At 38.5% G+C, this 23,358-nt stretch carries 23 protein-coding genes; 18 read left to right on the forward strand and 5 right to left on the reverse strand.

Annotation, left to right across the window (positions count from 1 at the left end):
* The first annotated feature begins 520 nt into the window (after positions 1-520).
* Positions 521-1,750, forward strand: coding sequence for a D-alanyl-D-alanine-carboxypeptidase/endopeptidase AmpH (ampH, locus tag GTK47_RS00455; RefSeq protein ID WP_165121804.1), 1,230 nt, complete (start codon positions 521-523; stop codon positions 1,748-1,750).
* Between the two features lie 109 nt (positions 1,751-1,859).
* Positions 1,860-3,070 (forward strand): IS3 family transposase gene (locus tag GTK47_RS00460; protein WP_165121805.1). Its coding sequence is split into 2 segments (ribosomal slippage): positions 1,860-2,202 and positions 2,202-3,070, totalling 1,212 coding nucleotides; the frame shifts between segments, so codons are not numbered across the junction.
* Between the two features lie 44 nt (positions 3,071-3,114).
* Here the strand turns inward: GTK47_RS00460 and lptG are convergent.
* Together lptG and lptF are read right to left on the reverse strand one after the other, a co-directional pair.
* Positions 3,115-4,194, reverse strand: coding sequence for an LPS export ABC transporter permease LptG (gene lptG, locus GTK47_RS00465; protein ID WP_165121806.1), 1,080 nt, complete (start codon positions 4,192-4,194; stop codon positions 3,115-3,117).
* On the reverse strand, positions 4,194-5,291 hold the full coding sequence (lptF, locus tag GTK47_RS00470) for an LPS export ABC transporter permease LptF (protein ID WP_165121807.1): 1,098 nt from the start codon (positions 5,289-5,291) through the stop codon (positions 4,194-4,196). Before lptF ends, lptG begins: the two co-directional genes overlap by 1 nt.
* Before the next feature lie 286 nt (positions 5,292-5,577).
* Between lptF and pepA the strand changes: the two genes are divergently transcribed.
* The 7 genes from pepA (at position 5,578) to GTK47_RS00505 (ending at position 14,314) form a co-directional block, all read left to right on the forward strand.
* Entirely contained in the window at positions 5,578-7,086 is a 1,509-nt protein-coding gene (gene pepA, locus GTK47_RS00475) for a leucyl aminopeptidase (protein WP_165121808.1), read from the forward strand.
* Between the two features lie 105 nt (positions 7,087-7,191).
* On the forward strand, positions 7,192-7,641 hold the full coding sequence (locus GTK47_RS00480; protein WP_023583544.1) for a DNA polymerase III subunit chi: 450 nt from the start codon (positions 7,192-7,194) through the stop codon (positions 7,639-7,641).
* Between the two features lie 13 nt (positions 7,642-7,654).
* On the forward strand, positions 7,655-10,543 hold the full coding sequence (locus GTK47_RS00485) for a valine--tRNA ligase (protein ID WP_165121809.1): 2,889 nt from the start codon (positions 7,655-7,657) through the stop codon (positions 10,541-10,543).
* 375 nt (positions 10,544-10,918) lie between these two features.
* A complete protein-coding gene (locus GTK47_RS00490) occupies positions 10,919-11,428 on the forward strand; it encodes a GNAT family N-acetyltransferase (RefSeq protein ID WP_036939821.1) in 510 nt (169 codons plus the stop codon).
* A gap of 422 nt (positions 11,429-11,850) precedes the next feature.
* The gene (locus tag GTK47_RS00495; protein WP_036914671.1) at positions 11,851-12,018 is read left to right on the forward strand and encodes a YhfL family protein; all 168 of its coding nucleotides are present in this window, start codon (positions 11,851-11,853) and stop codon (positions 12,016-12,018) included.
* Between the two features lie 211 nt (positions 12,019-12,229).
* Positions 12,230-13,153: a tetratricopeptide repeat protein gene (locus tag GTK47_RS00500; protein ID WP_165121810.1), complete on the forward strand. Its 924-nt coding sequence runs from the start codon at positions 12,230-12,232 to the stop codon at positions 13,151-13,153.
* A gap of 291 nt (positions 13,154-13,444) precedes the next feature.
* Positions 13,445-14,314 carry a pirin family protein gene (locus GTK47_RS00505; RefSeq protein WP_165121811.1) on the forward strand — a complete coding sequence of 290 codons (870 nt, stop codon included), beginning with the start codon at positions 13,445-13,447 and terminating at the stop codon, positions 14,312-14,314.
* A 106-nt stretch (positions 14,315-14,420) separates the two neighbouring features.
* Here the strand turns inward: GTK47_RS00505 and rraB are convergent, their stop codons facing one another.
* A complete protein-coding gene (gene rraB / locus GTK47_RS00510) occupies positions 14,421-14,852 on the reverse strand; it encodes a ribonuclease E inhibitor RraB (RefSeq protein ID WP_165121812.1) in 432 nt (143 codons plus the stop codon).
* Between the two features lie 184 nt (positions 14,853-15,036).
* Here rraB and argF point away from each other — a divergent pair, with 184 nt between their 5' ends.
* The 9 genes from argF (at position 15,037) to GTK47_RS00555 (ending at position 22,371) form a co-directional block, all read left to right on the forward strand.
* Positions 15,037-16,041, forward strand: coding sequence for an ornithine carbamoyltransferase (gene argF / locus GTK47_RS00515; protein ID WP_165121813.1), 1,005 nt, complete (start codon positions 15,037-15,039; stop codon positions 16,039-16,041).
* A gap of 179 nt (positions 16,042-16,220) precedes the next feature.
* Positions 16,221-16,391 (forward strand): hypothetical protein, encoded by a 171-nt coding sequence (locus GTK47_RS00520; protein ID WP_165121734.1) that lies wholly within the window; start codon positions 16,221-16,223, stop codon positions 16,389-16,391.
* Positions 16,391-17,326 (forward strand): aspartate carbamoyltransferase, encoded by a 936-nt coding sequence (pyrB, locus tag GTK47_RS00525; protein ID WP_088493958.1) that lies wholly within the window; start codon positions 16,391-16,393, stop codon positions 17,324-17,326. The genes GTK47_RS00520 and pyrB overlap by 1 nt, the downstream gene beginning before the upstream one ends.
* A 13-nt stretch (positions 17,327-17,339) precedes the next feature.
* Positions 17,340-17,798 (forward strand): aspartate carbamoyltransferase regulatory subunit, encoded by a 459-nt coding sequence (gene pyrI, locus GTK47_RS00530; protein WP_165121814.1) that lies wholly within the window; start codon positions 17,340-17,342, stop codon positions 17,796-17,798.
* Between the two features lie 324 nt (positions 17,799-18,122).
* Positions 18,123-18,509 carry a RidA family protein gene (locus GTK47_RS00535; RefSeq protein ID WP_006535650.1) on the forward strand — a complete coding sequence of 129 codons (387 nt, stop codon included), beginning with the start codon at positions 18,123-18,125 and terminating at the stop codon, positions 18,507-18,509.
* A 344-nt stretch (positions 18,510-18,853) separates the two neighbouring features.
* Positions 18,854-20,992, forward strand: coding sequence for an anaerobic ribonucleoside-triphosphate reductase (gene nrdD / locus GTK47_RS00540; RefSeq protein ID WP_165121815.1), 2,139 nt, complete (start codon positions 18,854-18,856; stop codon positions 20,990-20,992).
* A gap of 4 nt (positions 20,993-20,996) precedes the next feature.
* Positions 20,997-21,461 carry an anaerobic ribonucleoside-triphosphate reductase-activating protein gene (nrdG, locus tag GTK47_RS00545; protein WP_165121816.1) on the forward strand — a complete coding sequence of 155 codons (465 nt, stop codon included), beginning with the start codon at positions 20,997-20,999 and terminating at the stop codon, positions 21,459-21,461.
* A gap of 46 nt (positions 21,462-21,507) precedes the next feature.
* Positions 21,508-21,798, forward strand: coding sequence for a hypothetical protein (locus tag GTK47_RS00550; protein WP_165121817.1), 291 nt, complete (start codon positions 21,508-21,510; stop codon positions 21,796-21,798).
* 210 nt (positions 21,799-22,008) lie between these two features.
* Positions 22,009-22,371: a hypothetical protein gene (locus tag GTK47_RS00555; protein WP_165121818.1), complete on the forward strand. Its 363-nt coding sequence runs from the start codon at positions 22,009-22,011 to the stop codon at positions 22,369-22,371.
* A 23-nt stretch (positions 22,372-22,394) separates the two neighbouring features.
* Here the strand turns inward: GTK47_RS00555 and GTK47_RS00560 are convergent, their stop codons facing one another.
* Both GTK47_RS00560 and GTK47_RS00565 read right to left on the reverse strand, forming a co-directional pair.
* Complete coding sequence (locus tag GTK47_RS00560) at positions 22,395-22,835, reverse strand: YhbP family protein (protein ID WP_165121819.1); 441 nt, start codon at positions 22,833-22,835, stop codon at positions 22,395-22,397.
* Between the two features lie 114 nt (positions 22,836-22,949).
* Entirely contained in the window at positions 22,950-23,201 is a 252-nt protein-coding gene (locus GTK47_RS00565; protein WP_075673608.1) for a YdgH/BhsA/McbA-like domain containing protein, read from the reverse strand.
* Between the last annotated feature and the right edge of the window lie 157 nt (positions 23,202-23,358).

A 23,358-nucleotide genomic window follows, 5' to 3' on the forward strand; every position in this document is an offset into this window, starting at 1 on the left:
GAACAATAAATCACAAAGGCAACACTTAGAAGATTATAATACCATTAATTAACATTTTCTTGATATACATATCCTAACTTAATAATAAAGAAAAGCTAATAATAGAGTTGAAAACTAAGGTAAACCGAGGGAGATTGTAACTTAACGGTAATACTTACCTCATTTTTAGAGGAGAAATATATGAAGAATGTCTTTTTATGATGCAATTTTTCTTCACTATCTTTTTCTTAGAGACAATTTGACACATTTAATGCCAACTTTTTGATAACTGACTCTTGCACTGATAGACATTCTTATTTCTGATAATATAATCAAAATTTGGTTTAAAACTGATTAGAAGGCGGTGTTATGGGCATTGTTGGCTGGATTATAACGGGCATATTTGTTGGTATTATCTTAGGTGCCGTATTAAAAATGATAAAGAAAAAATAGCGCGATAAGAAAGGCACCAAATTAAAACATAAATCATCTTATGTTGATCGCATTCCTTTCACCTCACTGACTTCTGTTGAAAGCAAAAATGAAAAAACATTTTCTAAAGTATCTTATGATCCCCGTCGCTTTACTGACATTGAATGCGTGTAGCCAACGTTCGTCATTACCACCAGCAACACAACCGTCGATGTTAAATCAACAGAACAATGTGCCTGAACTGACACAATGGCCTACGGCATTAAGCCCTAATGTAAGCAATGCAAGCACACTGTTTGATAAATACGCCTCACAGATTTATCAAAAGAGTAATCCTCAAGGTATGGTTATTGTCATGATCAATAACTCTCAAACCTTAAACCGTTCTTTTGGGACGACAACACCTGAAAGTCGCAATGCACCATCAATGAACTCACTGATCCGCATCGCATCTATCACAAAGCTAATGACGAGTGAGGTGATGTTAAAGTTACAAGATGATGGAAAATTACTAGTCACCGATCCACTGCAAAAATACAGCTACTACGGCGTAGATATCCCATTAGTTAGCGCTCAATCCCCTATCCGTCTTTATCATTTAGCAAGCCATACAAGTGGCTTTCCACGAGAACAACCCGGCGGAAAATGGGGAAGACCTGTTTTTATATGGCCAACACATGGCGACCGCTGGAACTGGTTGAAAAAAGCAACACTAACATCAACGGCTGGGGATCAAGCCGCTTATTCAAATCTAGCTTACGATCTATTAGCGGATGCCTTAGTTAAAGCATCTGGTAAAAGTTATCCTCAACTTTTACAACACTATGTTACCCAACCTGCGGGTATGAAAAATACCACGTTGACTCCGACTCCAGAACAATGCCAACGACTATTAGTAGGATATAAACCAAGCCCATGCTCTGACACCATTGCAGCTGCCGGAAGTGGCGGTGTGTACTCAACACCAGCCGATATGCAACGTTGGATGCAAGGCTTTTTGACTTCTCATAATGCCATGCGAAAAGCAACGGCAAGTAAAGAGCAGTCTGTCTACTTTCCTCGTAATCGACTCTCTTCAATAGAAGGTATGGACGTTGCAGGTCGTGCTGATGGTGTAGGTTTAGGCTGGGTTTATATGGCTCCAGCCAATGGTGTTCCAGCGATTTACCAAAAAACTGGCGGCGGCGGTGGCTTTAATACTTATATGGCAACCATTCCTGAATTAAATATCGGTGTATTTGTGGTGATCACCCGTAAACCTAACGGTACTAAATTTAGTGAAGTCACTCAGGGGACTAATGCCCTTGTTCGTGCTCTAGCAAAAGATTTTTATCAGTGATCGCATATCTAGTAACGATAAAAAAGCGCCTTATAAGGCGCTTTTTGTTTTTCTGGTGACCCATCCTAAATAAGGTTGACACTTTTCCAATCTGAAATTGGAGAGTGTAATGAAACCAATCACTAAACGAACTCAACGCGATTATTCTCTCGCTTTTAAATTACAGCTTGTTGACCAAGTTGAAAAAGGCGAATTAACCTATAAACAAGCTCAAGATCACTATGGTATACAAGGATGCTCTACTGTTTTAGTTTGGCTTCGTAAGCATGGTAGGTTAGATTGGTCAAACGGTACCCCTGATACTTTTTATAGAGGTTCAGCTATGACCCAATCTTCTGAACAACAAACGCCGGAACAACGCATTAAGATCCTTGAAAAGGAACTTGAAGAAGCTCGGCTTAAATCCGATTTTTTCGAAGCTGTGGTTAAAGTCATGGATAGAGACTTTGGAGTTCGTTTGTCAAAAAAGCGCAAAGCCGAGTTATTAAAGAAAAAACGGTTAAAAACCTCACCGTAACAATTGCTTGTCGTTTTATGCAGATCAGCCGACAGGCTTATTACAAGAGACTGGATAGAATTGAGGAACGAAAGAAAGCCGATTCAGCCATTATTGACGTTGTTAAATCTGAACGAGTCTTACAACCTCGACTGGGTGGGCGTAAATTACATTTTATTTTAAAGCAAAAACAGATGGTTATTGGTCGTGATCGACTATTTTCTTTATTGAAAGAACATCAGTTACTGGTGCCTAATAAACGGGCTTATCATCGAACAACCTTAAGCCATCATCGTTTTCATCGGCATCCAAATTTAATTAAGTCAGGGTTTATCCCCACACAACCAGAACAGCTTTGGGTGGCAGATATTACCTATTTATCGACGCATGAAGGTGATACTTATTTGAGTTTAATTACGGATGCATATTCACGAAAAATCGTGGGATATCATTTAGATGACAATATGAAAACAAGTTCAGTGAAGAAATCGTTGGTTCAGGCGTTAAAAAAACGGACTTCGACAACTTCGTTAATCCATCATTCAGATCGAGGGATACAGTATTGTTCTTCGGAATATCAGGAGATACATAAAGAGCATAATATTCAATGCTCTATGACTGATGGGTATGATTGTTATCAAAATGCCTTAGCGGAACGAATTAATGGAATATTAAAAATGGAGTATCTACTGATAAAACCGAGTAATTTGGAACAAGCGAGAAAATTAGTAGAAGAATCAATTCAACTCTATAATGAAAAACGACCACACTTATCGTTAAACTATAAAACGCCCGATGAAGTACATCGAGCGTTTTATGCCTGAAAAGTTGTCAACCTATATCAGGACTAGTCATGGGCTGATATTACTTAGCGATTACGCTTCATCAATAACCATAAACTTAGTGTTAGGAAGAGTATTCCCGGTACTAATGCTGCAATCACTGCAGGTATGCCATAAACCAAGCTTAATCGTCCTGAAACCTCATTGACGATATAGAATAAGAAGCCAAAAGAGATACCCGTTAAGACTCTTAATCCCATTGGTACTGTACGTAATGGGCCAAAAATAAATGACAACGCCATCAACATCATTACTGCAACAGAAACTGGAGCAAAGATTTTTTTCCAGAAATTCAGCTCATAGTTTGCTGATTCTTGCCCACTCTGTTTTAAATATTTAACGTATTGATAAAGCCCGCTGATCGATAATGCATCCGGATCTAACGCCACAACACTTAATTTTTCTGGCGTTAGCCGTGTTGGCCACTCAAGTGATACCTGTTTTTTACCTGTGATCTTTTGTGGATCAGTTAAATCTGATTGATCAACCTGTTTCAACATCCACGTTTTTTTATCCACATCATAGGTTGCACTTGATGCATAACGTACCGTTTCTAATTTTCTATCATTATTAAAATCATAGAGTGTGATGCCTTGCATCTCATTTTGGCTCTTTATTCGGTTGATATGAATAAATTGGTTGCCATCTTTAGCCCACATACCGCGGTTGGTAGAAACTAAAGAGTTACCCATGATTTTTTCAGCGCGATAGTTACGTGCGTATTGTTCACCTTGCGGTGCACCCCATTCACCAATGAGTACTGTTAACAGTACTAATGGAATAGCGGTTTTCATTACAGAGCCTGCAATTTGCAAACGGGTAAATCCCGATGCTTGCATCACCACCAGCTCACTACGCGTTGCTAATGCACCTAACCCTAATAACGCACCCAATAAAGCAGCCATAGGGAAGAAAATCTGCACATCTTTAAGGATATTTAAAATGGCATAAATACCCGCATCCAGCGTGGTGAAATCCCCTTGCCCTACTTTACGGAGTTGATCGACAAACTTGATGATGCCGGATAGTGAAACCAGCAAAAATAACGTCATCAAAATTGACTGTAAAATAGTACGCCCGATATATCTATCTAATACACCAAACATCAGGCAACTCCTTTCTTAAAGCGAGCACGGAATTTACGCATAGGCAAGGTATCCCAAACATTCAATAAGATAGCCAAGGCAAGATAAACGCCATTAACACTCCACATTGCAATTAGCGGATCCAGTTTTCCTTTTTCACCATTAGAGTGCAATGAACTTTGTAGTAAGAAGAACACCAGATAAAGCAACATGGCAGGTAGCATACTTAATACGCGGCCTTGGCGTGGGTTTACCTCACTTAAAGGTACGACCATCACAGCCATAATGACAACAGAGAAAATCAAGGTTAAGCGCCAATGGAATTCAGCGATAGACTCTGTTTCATTTGAATGCCAAAGCTCAGTCATCGTTTTTTGCTCTACACGGTTACTACTAATGGTAGATTCACGGTGCCCGATAACAGCTTGATAGTCATTAAAATCGGTAATACGAAAATCACGTAATACCGCTGTACCTTCATAGCGAGTTCCCTCACTTAATACGACTATCTGATTTCCGTTAGGTAATTCTTTGGTATAGCCTTTATCTGCCACCACCACAGAAGGACGCTGATCTTGCGTTGGACGCAACTGTGCAAGGAACACATCTTGGAATTGATTCCCCTTTACACTACCAAGATAGAGCACCATATTGCGATCGCTGGACATTTTAAATTGTCCTTCCATCAATGCCGCTAAACTTGGGTTTGCTTTAGCATCCTCAAGGACTTGCTCTTGATGCGCCGAAGACCAAGGAATAAGCCAAATGACATTTCCTGCGGCTAATGCGCTGGTCAGTAATGAGAGCAACAGTGCAGCTTGCACTAATGCTTTCTTACCTATTCCACACGCATTCATGACGGTTATCTCACTTTCAACATAAAGTTTGCTGTAAGTCATCAGAAGCCCAAGAAAAAGGCTTAATGGAAGAATAAGCTGTGCCATCTCAGGAATTCCCAGCCACAGCAGAGAAATCACGAGGTTTGTAGGAATGTTACCTTCTACAGCAGCCCCTAAAATTTCCACCAATTTCTGGCTAAAGAAGATAAGCATCAGAATAAATAAGATGGCTATCTGACTTTTAAGGGTTTCCCGAGCTAAATATCGAATTATAATCACGCTAGTTATGCCTGTGAAAACTTGTCTTTTTGCAGGAAAATCGCTAACTTCGTTGTATATCTATCATTTGTGCATCTCAGTTAGACATTCTTGCAGCCCAAATGATATCAAAACATGCTATAAACAGGTTCCCAATAAGAACAAGCTTATAAGTTAGCTAAATTAGTTGTGTTCAATTAATGCATTTAGCTTAACATAAAAAGTAAACTTTCTATGGGGTAGATTAATGCGGATCACTATTCTAAACGATACTTTCCGTTTTTGTCTTTAATATTCAGGAGAACGCATGGAGTTTAATGTAAAAAGCGGCAGCCCAGAGAAACAACGCAGCGCTTGTATTATCGTGGGGGTGTTTGAGCCTCGTCGTTTATCTCCGATCGCGGAGCAACTTGATAAAATCAGTGATGGCTATATCAGCGCCCTGTTACGCAGAGGTGAACTGGAAGGCAAAGTCGGACAATCATTGCTGTTACATCATGTACCAAATGTTCTCTCTGAGCGCGTTTTACTGATTGGTTGCGGTAAAGAGCGTGAATTGGATGAACGCCAGTATAAACAGATCATTCAAAAAACCATTAACACACTCAATGAAACTGGCTCAATGGAAGCTGTATGCTTTCTGACTGAGTTACATGTTAAAGGTCGTAATAATTACTGGAAAGTGCGTCAAGCGGTTGAGACTGCAAAAGATTGCCTCTATACCTTTGATCAACTAAAAAGCAATAAGACAGAATTACGTCGCCCATTACGTAAAATGGTCTTTAATGTCCCTACTCGTCGTGAATTACCGAGTGGTGAACGCGCAATTGCACACGGTTTAGCCATCGCATCAGGTATTAAAGCATGTAAAGATTTAGCTAACATGCCACCTAATATTTGTAATGCCGCTTATTTAGCGTCTCAAGCTCGTCAATTGGCAGACTCATCTTCAAATGTTTCTACGCGTGTTATTGGCGAAGAACAAATGAAAGAGCTCAATATGAATGCTTACCTTGCGGTAGGACAAGGCTCTCAAAATGAATCTTTAATGTCGATCATCGAATATAAAGGCAATAAAGATCCTGAAGTTCGCCCAATCGTATTAGTAGGTAAAGGCCTGACATTTGACTCGGGTGGTATTTCTATCAAACCTGCTGATGGCATGGATGAGATGAAATACGATATGTGTGGTGCAGCAACGGTTTACGGTGTGATGCGTGTTGTTGCTGAACTTCAGTTACCAATCAACGTCATTGGTGTACTTGCGGGTTGTGAAAATATGCCGGGTGGAAAAGCTTATCGCCCAGGTGATATTTTAACAACCATGTCAGGCCAAACCGTTGAAGTATTAAATACTGATGCTGAAGGCCGTTTAGTGCTGTGTGATACATTAACTTATGTTGAGCGCTTTGAGCCTGAATTAGTTGTCGATATCGCAACATTAACAGGTGCTTGTATGGTGGCTTTAGGGCATCACTATAGCGGATTAATGTCTAATCATAATCCATTAGCACATGAATTAATGAATGCATCAGAGCAAGCAGGTGACCGCGCTTGGCGTTTACCATTAGGCGATGAGTTTTATGAACAAATCGAATCTAATTTTGCTGACTTAGCAAATACAGGTGGCCGTTTAGGTGGCGCAATTACTGCTGGTTGTTTCTTAGCGCGTTTTGCGACTAAATATAACTGGGCTCACTTGGATATTGCAGGTACAGCATGGCGTTCTGGCAAGGCAAAAGGCGCAACAGGCCGTCCTGTTTCTTTATTGTCTCAGTTCTTACTTAATCGCGCGGGTTTGAATAGCGACGATTAATACCGCATAATTATCAGGGTTAAGGTATTACCCTATTATTATGGTAAATAGAGCAGACTCCAAGAAGGGTATTGCAACGCAATACCCTTCTGTTATCGGGATATCATGAAAAACGCCACGTTTTATTTAATGGAACACCCTTCAATACACGATGATTTACAGGCTCATGAGTGGCTTGCCTGTCAACTTACCGCTGAACATTGGCGATTAGGCAAACGTATTTTGTTGGTTTGTGAGTCTCAGGCTCAAGCTGAATTGCTTGATGAGGCATTATGGGCAAGAGAACCTCATCAGTTTGTTCCTCATAATCTTGCAGGTGAAGGCCCTCGTTATGGCTCTCCTGTTGAATTATGTTGGCCTGGAAAACGTGGTAATGCACCTCGTGATCTCTTGATTAATTTGCAATCGCAATTCGTAGACTTTGCCACAGCTTTCCATGAAGTGATAGACTTTGTACCTATTGATGAACAATTGAAACAGTTGGCGCGTGAACGATATAAAATTTATCGTAGCGTCGGCTTTACTTTGACAATGGCTACGCCGCCAACCTATTGAATACGTAAAGAATATGGAAAATAAATCCGCACCGAAAGAGCCATCGCTCGACACAACATATAATCCAGCAGAGATTGAACAACCTCTGTATCAGCATTGGGAAAAAAACGGCTACTTTAAAGCCAATGGCGATACAACGAAAGAAAGCTTCTGTATCGTGATCCCACCACCAAACGTTACAGGTAGCCTACATATGGGCCATGCTTTCCAGCAGACCATTATGGATACCATGATCCGTTATCAGCGCATGCAAGGTAAAAACACCTTATGGCAGTCAGGTACTGACCATGCGGGCATCGCGACTCAAATGGTCGTTGAGCGTAAAATCGCAGCTGAAGAAGGTAAAAATCGTCATGACTACGGTCGTGATGCATTTATCGACAAAATTTGGGAATGGAAAGCGGAATCAGGCGGTAACATTTCTAACCAAATGCGTCGCTTAGGTAACTCTGTTGATTGGGAACGTGAACGTTTCACAATGGATGAAGGGTTATCTAAAGCGGTTAAAGAAGCTTTTGTTCGCTTACATAAAGAAGATCTCATCTACCGTGGTAAACGCCTTGTAAACTGGGATCCTAAATTACACACGGCGATTTCTGATCTTGAAGTTGAAAACCGTGAAGTTAAAGGATCTATGTGGCATCTGCGTTATCCTTTAGCGGATGGGGCAAAAACAGCAGAAGGTAAAGATTACCTGATTGTTGCAACAACACGTCCTGAAACCATGTTAGGTGATACAGGTGTTGCTGTTAACCCTGAAGATCCTCGCTATAAAGATTTAATTGGTAAAGAAATTATTCTACCAATCGTTAACCGTCGCATCCCTATTTTAGCGGACGAACACGCTGATATGGAAAAAGGGACTGGTTGCGTAAAAATCACCCCTGCTCATGACTTTAATGACTATGAAGTTGGACGTCGTCATCAATTACCAATGATTAATATCATGGATTTTGATGGCAATATCCGTGTTAGCGCAGAAGTATTAGACACCAATGGTGTTGAATCTGACGTTTACAGCACTGACATTCCAGAAGCCTACCAAGGTATGGAACGCTTTGCTGCACGTAAAGCAATGGTCGCTGAATTTGAACGTTTAGGTTTATTAGAAGAGATCAAACCTCACGATTTAACCGTGCCTTACGGTGACCGTGGTGGTGTAGTTATCGAACCTTTATTAACAGACCAATGGTATGTTCGCGCAGCACCTTTAGCGAAACCAGCTGTTGAAGCTGTTAAAAATGGTGATATCCAATTTGTACCAAAACAGTACGAAAACATGTACTTCTCATGGATGAATGATATCCAAGATTGGTGTATTTCTCGTCAACTGTGGTGGGGTCACCGTATCCCTGCTTGGTATGACAACCAAGGCAACGTTTATGTTGGTCGTGACGAAGAAGAAGTTCGTCGTGAAAACAATATCGCCGCTGATGTCGCATTACGCCAAGATGATGACGTACTGGATACGTGGTTCTCATCTGCACTGTGGACATTCTCAACATTAGGCTGGCCTGAAAACACAGAGGCACTAAAAACATTCCATCCAACGAATGTATTAGTCAGTGGATTCGATATCATTTTCTTCTGGATCGCCCGCATGATCATGATGACCATGCACTTTATCAAAGATGAAGACGGTAAACCGCAAATTCCATTTAATACGGTTTACATGACAGGTCTTATTCGTGATGAAGAAGGCCAGAAGATGTCAAAATCCAAAGGTAACGTACTTGACCCTCTGGATATGATTGACGGTATTTCATTAGAGAACCTGTTAGAAAAACGTACTGGTAATATGATGCAGCCACAAATGGCTGAAAAAATTGCTAAACGTACTAGCAAAGAGTTCCCAGAAGGGATTGAAGCACACGGTACAGATGCCCTACGCTTTACCTTAGCGGCGTTAGCTTCAACCGGTCGCGATATTAACTGGGATATGAAACGCCTGTCTGGTTACCGTAACTTCTGTAACAAGCTGTGGAACGCAAGCCGCTTTGTTCTGATGAATACGGAAGATCAAGATTGTGGCTACCAAGGTGGTGAGATGACATTCTCACTAGCTGACCGTTGGATCTTAGCTGAATTTAACAATACCGTTAAAGCCTATCGTGAAGCATTAGATAACTATCGTTTCGATATCGCAGCCGGTATTTTATATGAGTTCACTTGGAACCAATTCTGTGACTGGTATCTTGAGCTATCAAAACCTGCGGTACACAAAGGTAATGATGCACAAAAACGCGCAGCACGTCATACACTGATTGAAGTGTTAGAAGGCTTACTGCGTCTTGCTCATCCAATTATTCCATTTATCACAGAGACAATCTGGCAACGTGTGAAGGAAGTTAAAGGCATTGAAGGTGAAACCATCATGCTACAAGCTTTCCCTGAATTCGATGCTTCTCTGGTGGACGAACAAGCACTGAACGATCTGGAGTGGATCAAAGAAGTTATCGTTGCGGTTCGTAATATCCGTGCTGAAATGAATATTGCTCCGGGTAAACCACTTGAAGTTATCTTACGTGGTGCCGATGACAATGCGAAACGTCGCGTTAGTGACAATATTGGTTTCTTAAAAGCAATGGGTCGTTTAGCCGATATCCGTCCATTAGCGGAAGGTGAAGAAGCGCCATTATCAGTTAATAAACTGGTTAGCGGTGCAGAATTGCTGATCCCAATGGCAGGCTTTATCGATAAAGATGCAGAACTTGCACGTTTAGATAAAGAGCTTGAAAAAGTCGAGAAAGATATCGCAACTTTAGACAGCAAATTATCTAATGATGGCTTTGTTAGCCGTGCGCCAGAAGCGGTCGTTGCTAAAGAGCGTGAACGCTTAGCGACATGCTTAAATGCAAAAGAGAAGCTAATCGCACAGAAAGTCTCTATCGCCTCTTTATAAGCACTATCGCTTTAAAGACCCTGATATTGATAATGAAAACCCGCGTTTATCGCGGGTTTTTACTTAGTCTCTTTCAGTCAGAAAATAAAACCATTTTTCACTTAATTTCTTATTATTTACGGTTCTATTCTCGTCAATACGCCCTTTCATCCCTTATTTTCGCTTAAATTTAATCACTCACTAAAATATAACGCTAGAAATAAAGTGGAAAGTTAAGCAAAGAGGAGGGGCTAACGGTTTACAAACACGCTTAATCAATTAAGATAGTTTTTGTAGCCATCCGTGCTACTTTCAATGAAGAAGTTCCTTTCCGGTGCTCTCTCAATAAATAATCAAAAAATATTCTACTAATAAGTGAAAACGATGAGTGCAACTATGACTGCAACCCAAACTATAAACTCAAATATTGTTATCCGAGCCATTGAAGAAAAAGACAACGCAGGTATTGCACGTGTTATTCGTGAAGTCTCAGCAGAGCACGGTTTAACTGCCGATAAAGGCTTTGCGGTTGCCGATCCAATTTTAGATACCCTCTATGAAGTTTATCATCAGCCACGCAGTGCTTACTGGGTTGTTGAAATGGATGGAGAAGTTGTTGGTGGAGGGGGTGTCGCACCACTTGCTGGTGGCGATGGCAATACTTGTGAACTACAAAAAATGTACCTTTCATCCAAATTACGAGGCAAAGGTATTGCGAAAAAAATCGTTCTGCAATCTCTTGAATTTGGTAAAGAGCAAGGCTTTAGCCGTTGCTATTTAGAAACCACAGATATCTTAAAAGCGGCTGTTGGTTTATACGAAAAACTAGGATTCGAATTTATTGATGAAGCATTAGGCAACACTGGACATAGTGATTGTGAGATCCGTATGGTGAAGCCACTTTAAGCGTTCTTGCTGTTCCCTACGTAATACAATAAATCAAATAAGCTCTACTTGACCCGCATTTCTTATGCGGGTTTTTATTTGCAAAAAATAGCACCTATTAACACAAATCCTGTTTATCAAAATGATATAAATACAGTATATTTCTATGCTTATTTTCACAATTAATTTCTTAATTAATTATTATCAAAATATTATTAATAAAATTCTTATCTTAAATATTATTAAAATTCACAAGTTTAAATCGTTTTTCATTTCACTCTAGATAATTATATCCCCCTTCTTAAATAAAATATTATTTATCTTATTTTATATTTAAAAAAAGAGATTTTTTTATATTGCTATTTATAGCTAATTTAATATCTTTATGCAGATAAAGTCATGCATTGGCTTTTATAACTCTAAAATTTAAAAGGAATTTTTTCATGAAAAACTTTGTTAAAATTGCACTTATTGCTTCTGTAATTACTGTAATGACTGGTTGTACTGGTAGTGTATACAATAAAGAAAAAGACTGTAACTACGACTACTTACTGCACCCAGCAGTTTCTATTTCTAAAATCATTGGCGGTTGTGGCGACACTAGCAAATAAGATTTAAGAAATAAACATATTAATAAACTACATTCTGACTTATTGTTGCTAAGAAAGGATGTAGTTTTTTGTTTTATCATACCTTATATTTTTACTCGTTTTTTATGAGTTGCACTCCTCACCAACATAAGAAATCAGAGCTTAGTGTTTCCATTTTAATGGAAGATAGATTAAATTAACCATTAATAAAATCTATTTCAGGTAATTTTATATGACATTAAACTACAAGATTATTATCGTCACATTATTTTTATCTATTCCCATATTGGCTTATTCCTCCCCTCAAATTAAATGTATTGCCGAAGAAAAGAACTTCTCTGCATGTGAGATATTAGCAACGCAGGGAGATAATAAAGCATTATTAGTACTCGGACGTTTCTATGAAACGGGTACCGGAGTTGAAAAAAATGTAGAGAAAGCGGAACAAATCTATCAACTCTTAGCAGATAAAAATGATGCTGATGGATTTAATCAACTGGCAATGCTTAAACAAAATCATAATAAAGAACAAGAGGCTATATTACTTTACCAGAGAGCAATAGAACTCGGCTCATCATCTGCTAATTATAATCTAGGCATATTATACAAATATAATAATAATTATAAAAAAGCAAAAGAGATGTTTGAGATAGCAATTAAAAAAGATCACTCAAGTAGTGCTATGATGAGTTTAGGCGATCTATATCGTCATGGTAATGGGGTTGAACAAAATATAGAATTAGCCCAAAAATGGTATAACGCATCAATTCAAGCAGGTAATTATTTTGCATTTACTCGCTTGGGAATATTGTACAGTGAATTAGAAAAATATGATGAAGCGATAATATATTATCAAGAAGCGATCAAAAAAGGTGATCCCGCCGCAATGAATTCAATGGGATTACTATATCAACATGGTTTTGGTGTAAAACATGATATTAGTCAATCTGTCAAACTATATCAAGATGCAGCAAATAAAGATGGAATTGGTGGGTTGATTAATTTGGGGCTGATGTATGAAGAAGGCCTTGGAGTACCTCAAAATTATGAAAAAGCCATCGAATTATATACAAGAGCCTATCAATTAGGTTATACCGATATTCAGTTACGAATTAATTTCTTAAATAACCATTTAATAAAAAGAATGAATAATTAAATTCTATGTTGCCTGTTTTCGATATACCCAGTCTAGCCTCAAAACAAGAGTATGATAAATACAAAAAGAGTGAAAATTCTCACTGCCAATATATCTATTCAATTAATATCCCTATTTATCTTCTTTTTAGAAATTCATTCATTTTTTTTGAACACCATCAACAAATTCCCCCTATTTTGTTCATCATGAGAACACTTTATGATCAGCCTCATTAAGAAATCGCAATAATCTGTATTACCTCCTTCTGTGTCTTGGTTATTGCGGTTTCTTTCCTTAACTCGGAGAACAATCATGACTATCAGACAGATTAATCATATTTATTCGGCGCCGAATTCACACTGGGTAGGTAATGGCTTTCCAGTCAGCACCTTATTTTCCTATCAGGAAAATGGTGAAAAACATAGCCCGTTTCTGCTGATGGATTATGCCGAGCCAACACTGTTTAAACCTGTTACCAATGCTCGTGGTGTAGGAGCACATCCTCATCGTGGATTTGAAACCGTAACAATCGCCTATCAAGGTGAAGTTTCTCATCATGACTCTAAAGGTCATGCTGGAACCATTACCGCAGGTGATGTGCAATGGATGACCGCGGCTTCTGGCATTTTGCATAAAGAGTATCACTCTGAAAAAATGACCAAAGAAGGCGGTGTATTGGAAATGGTGCAACTTTGGGTGAATCTGCCAACAGCGTACAAAATGACACAGCCTCGTTATCAGGCGCTGAAAGCAGAGGATATCCCTCATGTTGAATTACCGGACAACCAAGGTTATGTCAGAGTAATTGCAGGTAATTATGCCAATACACAAGGTGTGGCAATGACCTACTCACCGCTGAATGTATGGGATCTACGTTTGAATCGCGCAGGTGTTTCACATTACAGTATTCCTGAAGGTCATAATGCAATGCTGTTTGTAGTAAAAGGTGCCGTACATATCAATGACAGTGAAATTGCACGTCAACACGATATGGTAATGCTAGATAATCATGGCGATACACTGACATTAGAATCAATGGGTGACACCATTGTTTTAATTCTAACAGGTGAGCCGATTAACGAGCCTATTGCAGGGCAAGGGCCTTTTGTAATGAACACGCAAGAAGAGCTACAACAAGCTTTTGATGATTATGACAATGGTAAGTTTGGCGTAATGGACTAATAAGATTACCTTAAAAACAATAACACCAGTCACAAAGCAATAATTTTGTGGCTGGTGTTATATTGCACTGATAAATCAGGTACAAAAGGACAACATTTAGCAAAAATTAATGTAAGCGTGATGACTTATCAGACTCGTCTTCTTCTTCGTCGTCTTCACCCTCTTCATCATCATACTCTGCGTCAGGATCTTCAAAATAAGTACCCCAACCATCGTAATAGACACCCATTTTTTCAGCTAAATTCATTAGTTGCTCAACTTGAGCATCAATAAGTTCAGCATTCAAACCACTTTCACTCACTGCATCAAAGCAAACTAAAATCTCACCTGATTCAACTTCAATTTCCTCAGGCTCAGTCACTTCATAACCTAATTTAAAAACTTCAACAGCTGCTTTTTCTAGTGTTTCAAAATCTTCACAGGAAATATGATGCTCAATGGCATACAGTGCATCAGGATCACTGCCATCTTCCAGTAATTCTTCAATAATAAGACGTGTTTCTTCACGTTGTTCTGCTAACTCTTTGCTGTCCGCCATAATCATGCTCCGCAATAGTCTGAAAAGGTATCTTGTTTATTCTCCCACAGGCAGGATCAACACTCCATACTTAATAATGATGTCCTTATCGCAGACTGTTTAAATTAAAATTTCCCCTCAGGGGTTGATGATGAATATTTATTGATATAAATTGAATATAAATTCAATAACAGGATATCACCCTATGAACCCTTTTTATCAAAAATCATTCTTACGTTTACTTGATTTTTCACCTGCTGAAATTCAACAACTTCTTACATTGTCAGCTCAATTGAAAAAAGCCAAAAAATCTGGTCAAGAAACTCAATATCTTACTGGAAAAAATATCGCACTGATTTTTGAAAAAGACTCAACACGTACCCGTTGCGCGTTTGAAGTCGCTGCATTTGATCAAGGCGCAAGAGTGACTTATTTAGGAGGCGGAAGCCAAATTGGACATAAAGAATCGATAAAAGATACCGCGAGAGTATTAGGCCGTATGTATGATGGTATTCAATATCGGGGCTACGGACAAAAAACGGTAGATGCACTTGCACAATATTCAGGAGTACCTGTTTGGAATGGTTTAACCAATGAATTTCACCCAACACAGTTATTAGCCGATTTGCTGACTATCACTGAACATCAAGCTAAACCATTATCAGAAACGGTATTTGCTTACCTTGGTGATGCTCGTAACAACATGGGAAATACCATGCTGGAAGCAGCGGCATTAACAGGTATGGATTTACGTTTAGTCGCACCTAAAGCATGTTGGCCTGAAGCAGGTTTAGTGGCTCAATGCCAAGAGATTGCTAAGAAAAATGGCGGAAATATTACGCTAACTGAAAATGTGTCTGAAGGTGTTAAAAATGCTGATTTTCTTTACACGGATGTGTGGGTTTCTATGGGCGAACCAAAAGAGGTTTGGAAAGAGCGTATCGCTTTACTTAAGTCTTATCAGGTCAATATGGATGTTATAAAATTAACCGGAAATCCAGACGTCAAATTCCTTCACTGTTTACCCGCTTTTCATGACGAAGAAACAACGATGGGTAAAGCATTAGCTGAAGAATTTAATCTCTATGGTGGCTTTGAAGTTACTGATGAGGTTTTTGAATCAAAACACAGCATTGTGTTTGATGAAGCAGAAAATCGTCTTCACACCATAAAAGCGGTGATGGTAGCAACTCTTGCAAATCCTTTCTAAAATACATAATCATGCAAAACACCTATTTTTTTATTTATGAAAAAATAGGTGTTTTCTTCGTTTTATCCCAAGCTTATTGATTTTTAAATTAAAAAATTTTTTTTTGTAAAAAATAAAAGCAAACGCTTGCGTGCAACTCTAAGATGCGTATAATGCGCCACAATTTGTCAGGAGGAAAGATGAAACAGCGCCTATTCCAATTCGTAACAAAAACAAGCACCTTAACTGGTCGCAAGCGCATTCTCTTTTTTCCAATAGCCCAATTTTTTAAAACCCCTCTTATTGAGGGGTTTTTTTTGGCCTATAAAAAACCATCTATCGCACAATTCATCGCCAAAGGAGAACTCTAATGACTAATCCGCTCTACCAAAAGCATATTATCTCCATCAATGATCTGGACAGGGAAGATTTGGAGTCTGTTCTTCACGTTGCTAATAAACTCAAACAGCAACCTAATAACGAATTGTTGAAAGACAAAGTGATCGCGAGCTGTTTTTTTGAAGCATCAACACGCACTCGCTTATCATTTGAGACAGCTATTCACCGTCTAGGCGCATCAGTTGTCGGTTTTTCTGATGGAAGTAACACTTCACTGGGTAAAAAAGGCGAAACATTAGCGGATACCATTTCGGTTCTTCGCACTTATGCTGATGCCATTGTTATTCGTCATCCTCAAGAAGGTGCTGCACGTTTAGCCTCTGAGTTTGCTGGCGATATTCCAGTACTCAATGCAGGTGATGGAGCAAATCAGCATCCAACACAGACTTTACTAGATTTGTTTACTATTCAAGAGACACAAGGCCGCTTAGATAACCTCAATATTGCAATGGTCGGTGACTTAAAATATGGCAGAACAGTGCATTCACTGGCACAAGCATTGGCGAAATTTAAAGGTAATCATCTCTATTTTATCGCCCCTAAAGTACTCGCCATGCCAGAGCATATTCTTCACTTGCTGGAAGAAAATGGAGTTGAATATAGCCAGCATGAAACAGTAGATGAAGTGATGCCAGAGCTGGATATTCTTTATATGACACGCGTACAAAAAGAGCGTTTAGACCCATCTGAATACGCAAATGTTAAAGCACAATTTATCTTAACCAGTGCAGATCTTGTGAATGTGAAAGATAACCTTAAGATCCTACACCCACTGCCACGTATCGATGAAATCACGACTGATGTAGATAAAACACCATACGCTTATTATTTTCAACAAGCTGGTAACGGTATCTACGCACGTCAGGCATTACTTGCCTTAGTTCTGAATAAAAACTTAGTTCTTTAATAAGGAGCACACCATGACACATGATCACAAACTAAAAGTTGAAGCTATCAAACGTGGGACTGTTATTGATCATATTCCAGCGCAGGTGGGCTTTAAAATTCTTTCACTATTTCGCTTAACAGAAACTGATGAAAGAATAACTGTAGGTTTTAATTTACCTTCAGAAAATTTAGGTAAAAAAGACTTAATTAAAATCGAAAATGTCTTTTTAACCTCTGAGCAAGCAAACCGTTTAGCAATGTATGCGCCTCAAGCCACTGTTAATATCATCGATGATTATCAAGTCGTTAATAAGATGGCATTAAGTTTGCCAGAATTGCTTGAAGATGTGGTGCCTTGTCCTAATAGCAACTGTATTAGCCACAACGAGCCAGTGCAAAGTAGTTTCCGCGTCAAAAAAATGGCTTCAGATGTTGTATTAACCTGCAAGTACTGTGAAAAAGAGTTCGAACGCCACGCGGTTATTCGTTAATTCTTTTAACGCTCTGCTCTTTCGAGTAGAGCGTTTTTTAATAAAAATAGAATAAATTCCCTCTTAATACACATAATATCCTCTCTCTAAAAAATACTAATCGCCCATAATCTTTTTTTATAAAAAAATTTGCTACAAATTAGCCATTTTCATGGATAAAAAACCATGTAAAACACAAGAAAATTCTACAATTATTTTCTTTTTATACTTACAGACTTTATGATAAAGCCTGATATCTGTCATATTGCTAACCTAAAGCACTGGCTATAATAGCGCCACACTAATCAAATGTTAGCGTTAATCTTATAAAAACAGGAGTCCTACATGTCTTACGAAATTAATACCGATAAAGCCCCTGCTGCGATTGGTCCTTATGTACAAGGCGTTGATTTAGGTAATTTAGTGATCACTTCAGGTCAATTGCCTGTTGATCCTGCAACCGGTGAATTTGTTTCTGATAATGCAGCAGAACAAGCTCGTCAATCTTTAGAAAACGTAAAAGCAATCATTGAAAAAGCAGGTTTAACTGTTGCTAATATCATCAAAACCACTGTTTTCGTAAAAGATTTAAATGATTTCGGTACAATCAATGCTGCTTATGAAGCATTCTTCAAAGAACATAACGCTGCATTCCCTGCTCGCTCTTGTGTTGAAGTTGCACGTTTACCAAAAGATGCAAAAGTAGAAATCGAAGTTATCGCTATCCGTTAATTTCGTCTCAACAGCAAGCCATAAAAAAGCAAAGGTCTCTTTATGAGCACTTTGCTTTTTTTATGTTCTCACTTTTTGATGAATAATTTGTCACTTCTATTTTTGGCACATATTTACAATTCAGCCAATCCCTCTTGATGCCTGACGTAGCAAAAATACCTTGATGTAGATCAGTTTTAATGAAGATTATTTCCCTTCCAATTACTATATATTGTGCTTTAATACATACCGACCTACAACATATAGTAATTATACACATCTTATCCACAATAAGCCTGAATGCTGTGCCATCACCTGTTTTTATGGGATTTGAGCCTGTGGATAAATAGTTAAGGAGCAAGATTGTGAAAACCATAGTGATAAAACGAGACGGATGTAAAGTCTCTTTTGACCAAACCCGCATCAGTGATGCTATCAAAAGAGCCGCCGTAGCTTGTGAGATCACTGATGATGATTATTGCGTATCCGTCGCTGAATCTGTTTCACAATCTCTCGCAGGACGTTCGAATGTCGATATCCGTGAGATCCAAGACGCCGTAGAAAATCAGCTGATGGCTGGTGAACATAAAGATGTCGCCAGAGCCTATATTGAATACCGTCATGACCGAGATGTTGCTCGTGAGCAACGTGGAAGACTAACTCAGGAAATTCGAGGTCTTATCGAACAAAGTGATGTCTCTATTCTTCATGAAAATGCGAATAAAGACAGTAAGGTTATCCCTACCCAGCGTGATTTACTTGCGGGTATTGTGGCTAAACATTACGCAAAATTGTATATCCTGCCAAGAGATGTGGTACTCGCTCATGAGCGTGGTGAAATTCATTATCATGATCTCGATTATTCACCGTTTTTCCCTATGTTTAACTGCATGCTAATTGACCTTAAAGGCATGTTAAACAATGGCTTTAAAATGGGAAATGCGGAAATAGAACCCCCTAAATCTATTTCAACAGCAACAGCAGTAACTGCACAAATTATCGCACAAGTGGCAAGCCATATTTATGGCGGTACAACGATAAATCGTATCGATGAAGTATTAGCGCCGTTTGTAAAATCAAGTTATGACAAACACTATAAAGTAGCGCAAGAGTGGCAAATTGCTGATAAAGAAGCCTATGCAAATGCGCGCACTGAAAAAGAGTGTTATGACGCATTCCAATCTTTAGAGTATGAAGTTAATACACTGCATACAGCTAATGGGCAAACACCATTTGTCACTTTTGGTTTTGGCCTTGGTACGTCAAAAGAAGCGCGTTTAATTCAACGATCTATTCTTGAAAATCGTATGGCTGGTTTAGGCAAAAACCGTAAAACAGCTGTTTTCCCTAAACTCGTTTTTGCCATTAAAGATGGTTTAAACCATAAATTTGGTGACCCTAACTACGATATCAAACAACTTGCACTTGAATGTGCAAGTAAACGCATGTATCCCGATATCTTAAATTACGATCAAGTCGTTAAAGTAACAGGTTCATTTAAAACGCCAATGGGTTGTCGTAGCTTCTTAGGTGTTTATGAGGAAAATGGTGAGATGATCCATGAAGGTCGTAATAACCTCGGTGTTATCAGCCTGAACTTGCCACGTATTGCTATTGAAGCTCAAGGTGATGAAGCGACATTCTGGTCGCTACTTGATGATCGTCTTGAGTTAGCGAAAAAAGCACTGATGACTCGTATTGCTCGTTTAGAAAACGTCAAGGCGCGTGTTGCCCCAATCCTTTATATGGAAGGTGCTTGTGGTGTTCGCTTAAAAGCAGATGATAATGTAGCTGAAATCTTTAAACATGGCAGAGCATCAATCTCATTAGGTTATATCGGTGTTCATGAAACCATTAATGCACTGTTTGGTACCCAAAAACACGTTTTTGATGATGAGACCTTAAGGGAAAAAGCTGTCGCAATTATTAATCGTCTGCGTGAAGCAACAGATCAGTGGAAAGCAGAAACTGGCTATGGTTTTAGCCTTTACAGCACACCAAGTGAAAACTTATGTGATCGTTTCTGTCGCTTAGATGCAGCTGAATTCGGTATTTTACCGGGTGTAACGGATAAAGGTTATTACACCAATAGCTTCCACTTAGATGTTGAGAAAAAAGTAAATCCATACGACAAACTGGATTTTGAAGCGCCTTATCCTCCATTAGCCAATGGCGGTTTCATTTGTTACGGCGAATATCCAAACTTACAGCATAACCTTAAAGCGTTAGAGGATGTGTGGGATTATAGCTATACCCGTGTTCCTTACTACGGCACAAACACACCTATTGATGAATGTTATGACTGTGGTTATACCGGTGAATTCTCTTGTACTAGCAAAGGCTTTACTTGCCCACGTTGTGGTAATCACAATCCAGCGAGAGTTTCCGTTATTCGCCGTGTATGTGGATATTTAGGTAGCCCAGATTCACGTCCATTTAATGCGGGTAAACAAGAAGAAGTTAAGCGTCGTGTAAAACATCTGGCAAATGGTCAGTTAGGTTAAGAGTGTGAATTACCATCAATATTACCCTGTTGATGTTGTCAATGGCCCCGGTACTCGTTGCACCCTGTTTGTTGCAGGGTGCATACACCAATGTCGAGGCTGTTATAACAAATCAACATGGTCATTAACGTCAGGCAAGCCATTTACACAAGAGATGGAAGATCAGATTATTGCCGATCTTCAAGATAGTCGAATTAAACGACAAGGATTATCACTTTCAGGGGGTGATCCTTTACATCCGCAAAATCTATCTACAATTTTGCACTTAGTAAAACGAGTCAAAGCCGAATGTCCTGAAAAAGACATTTGGGTTTGGACAGGCTATTTGCTGGCAGACTTGACCCCAGAGCAGCAAGAAGTCGTTAGTTACATTAACGTGCTGATTGATGGGAAGTTCGAACAAGAACTTTATGATCCCGCATTACTGTGGCGTGGTAGCAGTAATCAGGTTATTCATAGATTAAAGTAAAACTCTAATTTTAGTTAACCCATAAAACGTATATAGAGGTAATAACATGAAAAAATCTGATTTAGCTTATAGATATTCTTGGAACGCGGTTCCAGGAGATGATCCTTCAAAAACTAAAGATGATGCAACTAGATTTAGTCGACATGAAGGATATGAAGTTTTACATTTAATAAATTCATTTAGAAATACTGATAATAAAGAATTATCTTTACATTCAAAGAAAGTGATTGAATGGATGATTAATGAACATCTTCCGTCATCTATACAAGGAAGAGATAAAGTTAAAAAATGGATTATTGATAATTTCTCTAAACTAAAAGATCAATATGCTAACTAACAATTACCTTCTGAATATTTCGAATTAATCCCCCCAGTAATTGGTTATCCAGTTATTGGGGTAAATTTAGTAATAGACTTTTCCTTTCATCATTCTCATTTAATCACCTCCGTTATCAAATGCGAATCATTTTCAAAAAAGATAGTCAAAGTGATTAGTTTTGTTTTATTATTAACACTCTTAACTATTCTTTTTATGATGATATTCGATATGAAATTAGCACTTTTTTCTTTATTTTCAATAATCTTACTTTCTGGTTGTAGCAGTACTTGGGAGCCAAAAGGCTCATCAGATTACACATTACAAGAAGCTAAAATGCTTTGTGAATTTGATGCCAATACTCGTTACCCTATTCGCAAAGAAGTGCTACAACGTACTGTTTATCGTGATGTACAAAAGACTTGCCGCAAAGATGATAAAGACCACTGCGGTGATAAAAAAACCTACACTGAACGTGTACCAATGACAGAAAGCTATGTTGAAGACATTAACCAAGAAGACAGAAAAATCTTCTATACCTCTTGTATGTCTTTAAAAGGATGGGAGCAAAAAAATCATTATTTTTGGGAATAGTGAAAAGTTAAGAATAAATAAATTTAATCACGTTGCCAATAGAGCTTAGTACCGAAACCTAATGGGTTATTCACCATCTTAATTTCTTGCAATTGTAGTTCCCATAAAGGCACATGGATGGCGACTAATGCGACAGGAAAGCGTAAACAATAATGTTTTCTTGCGTTGATGTCGTCCTTACCAGTCAGTAAAGAAACAGACCCTGTGAATTGAACACCTTGTAAATCTGATACCGCAATTTCCTGAGTACTGATAGTTCCTGCAACTAATAAGTTTTCCTGCATCATTTGAGCATGACGTGTTTTATTTTCAGAAAGAAAAATAAGCCTCATCTGATTTTCATCAAACCAATAAAAACAATTAGCACACCAAATATCATTCAATGAACGTGTTGTACATAAGGTGAACACATGGTTGCCACTTATATATTGTTTAATTATTTTGAGTGAGTCTGAAGAAGACATAATATACCTGTATAGATACAAAAAGAGACGCTGTTTAGTTGATAATTATATCACCAAAACGAGCGTCTTGCCGCGTGTCTCTTATTACAGGTTATTTATCGGGAATAGTTAAAATTAACGATAAATTTCAGCATTTACAGTGAGGTAATCATCACCTGTAGCGCCTACAACTTTAAAGCCTTTTGCACCTTCATCTTTTGCAATTTGGGCAATCTTAGTTGTTAAACCATCTAAAGTGTCGCTACCTGTGATTGTAATATACTCACCATTCACTGAAGGACTTTTTGATACGCTATCAGATGCGATTGAACCGAATGAAATAGCACTTAAAGCTAATGTAGCAGCGATTAATGTAGATTTTTTCATAATAAACTCCAAGTAAATTCTAATTTTGTTAGGTATCGCGGAGTGTCTCTCTGTGATGTGGATCATATTATGCGCTTTAGTTTAACTTTAAAATTAGCAATAATTGCTGTTCATATTCAAAAAAATTGAATATTATTTTTTAAATCATAGAACTTAC

It is taken from the genome of Proteus sp. ZN5 (genome assembly GCF_011046025.1).
Taxonomy (GTDB): domain Bacteria; phylum Pseudomonadota; class Gammaproteobacteria; order Enterobacterales; family Enterobacteriaceae; genus Proteus.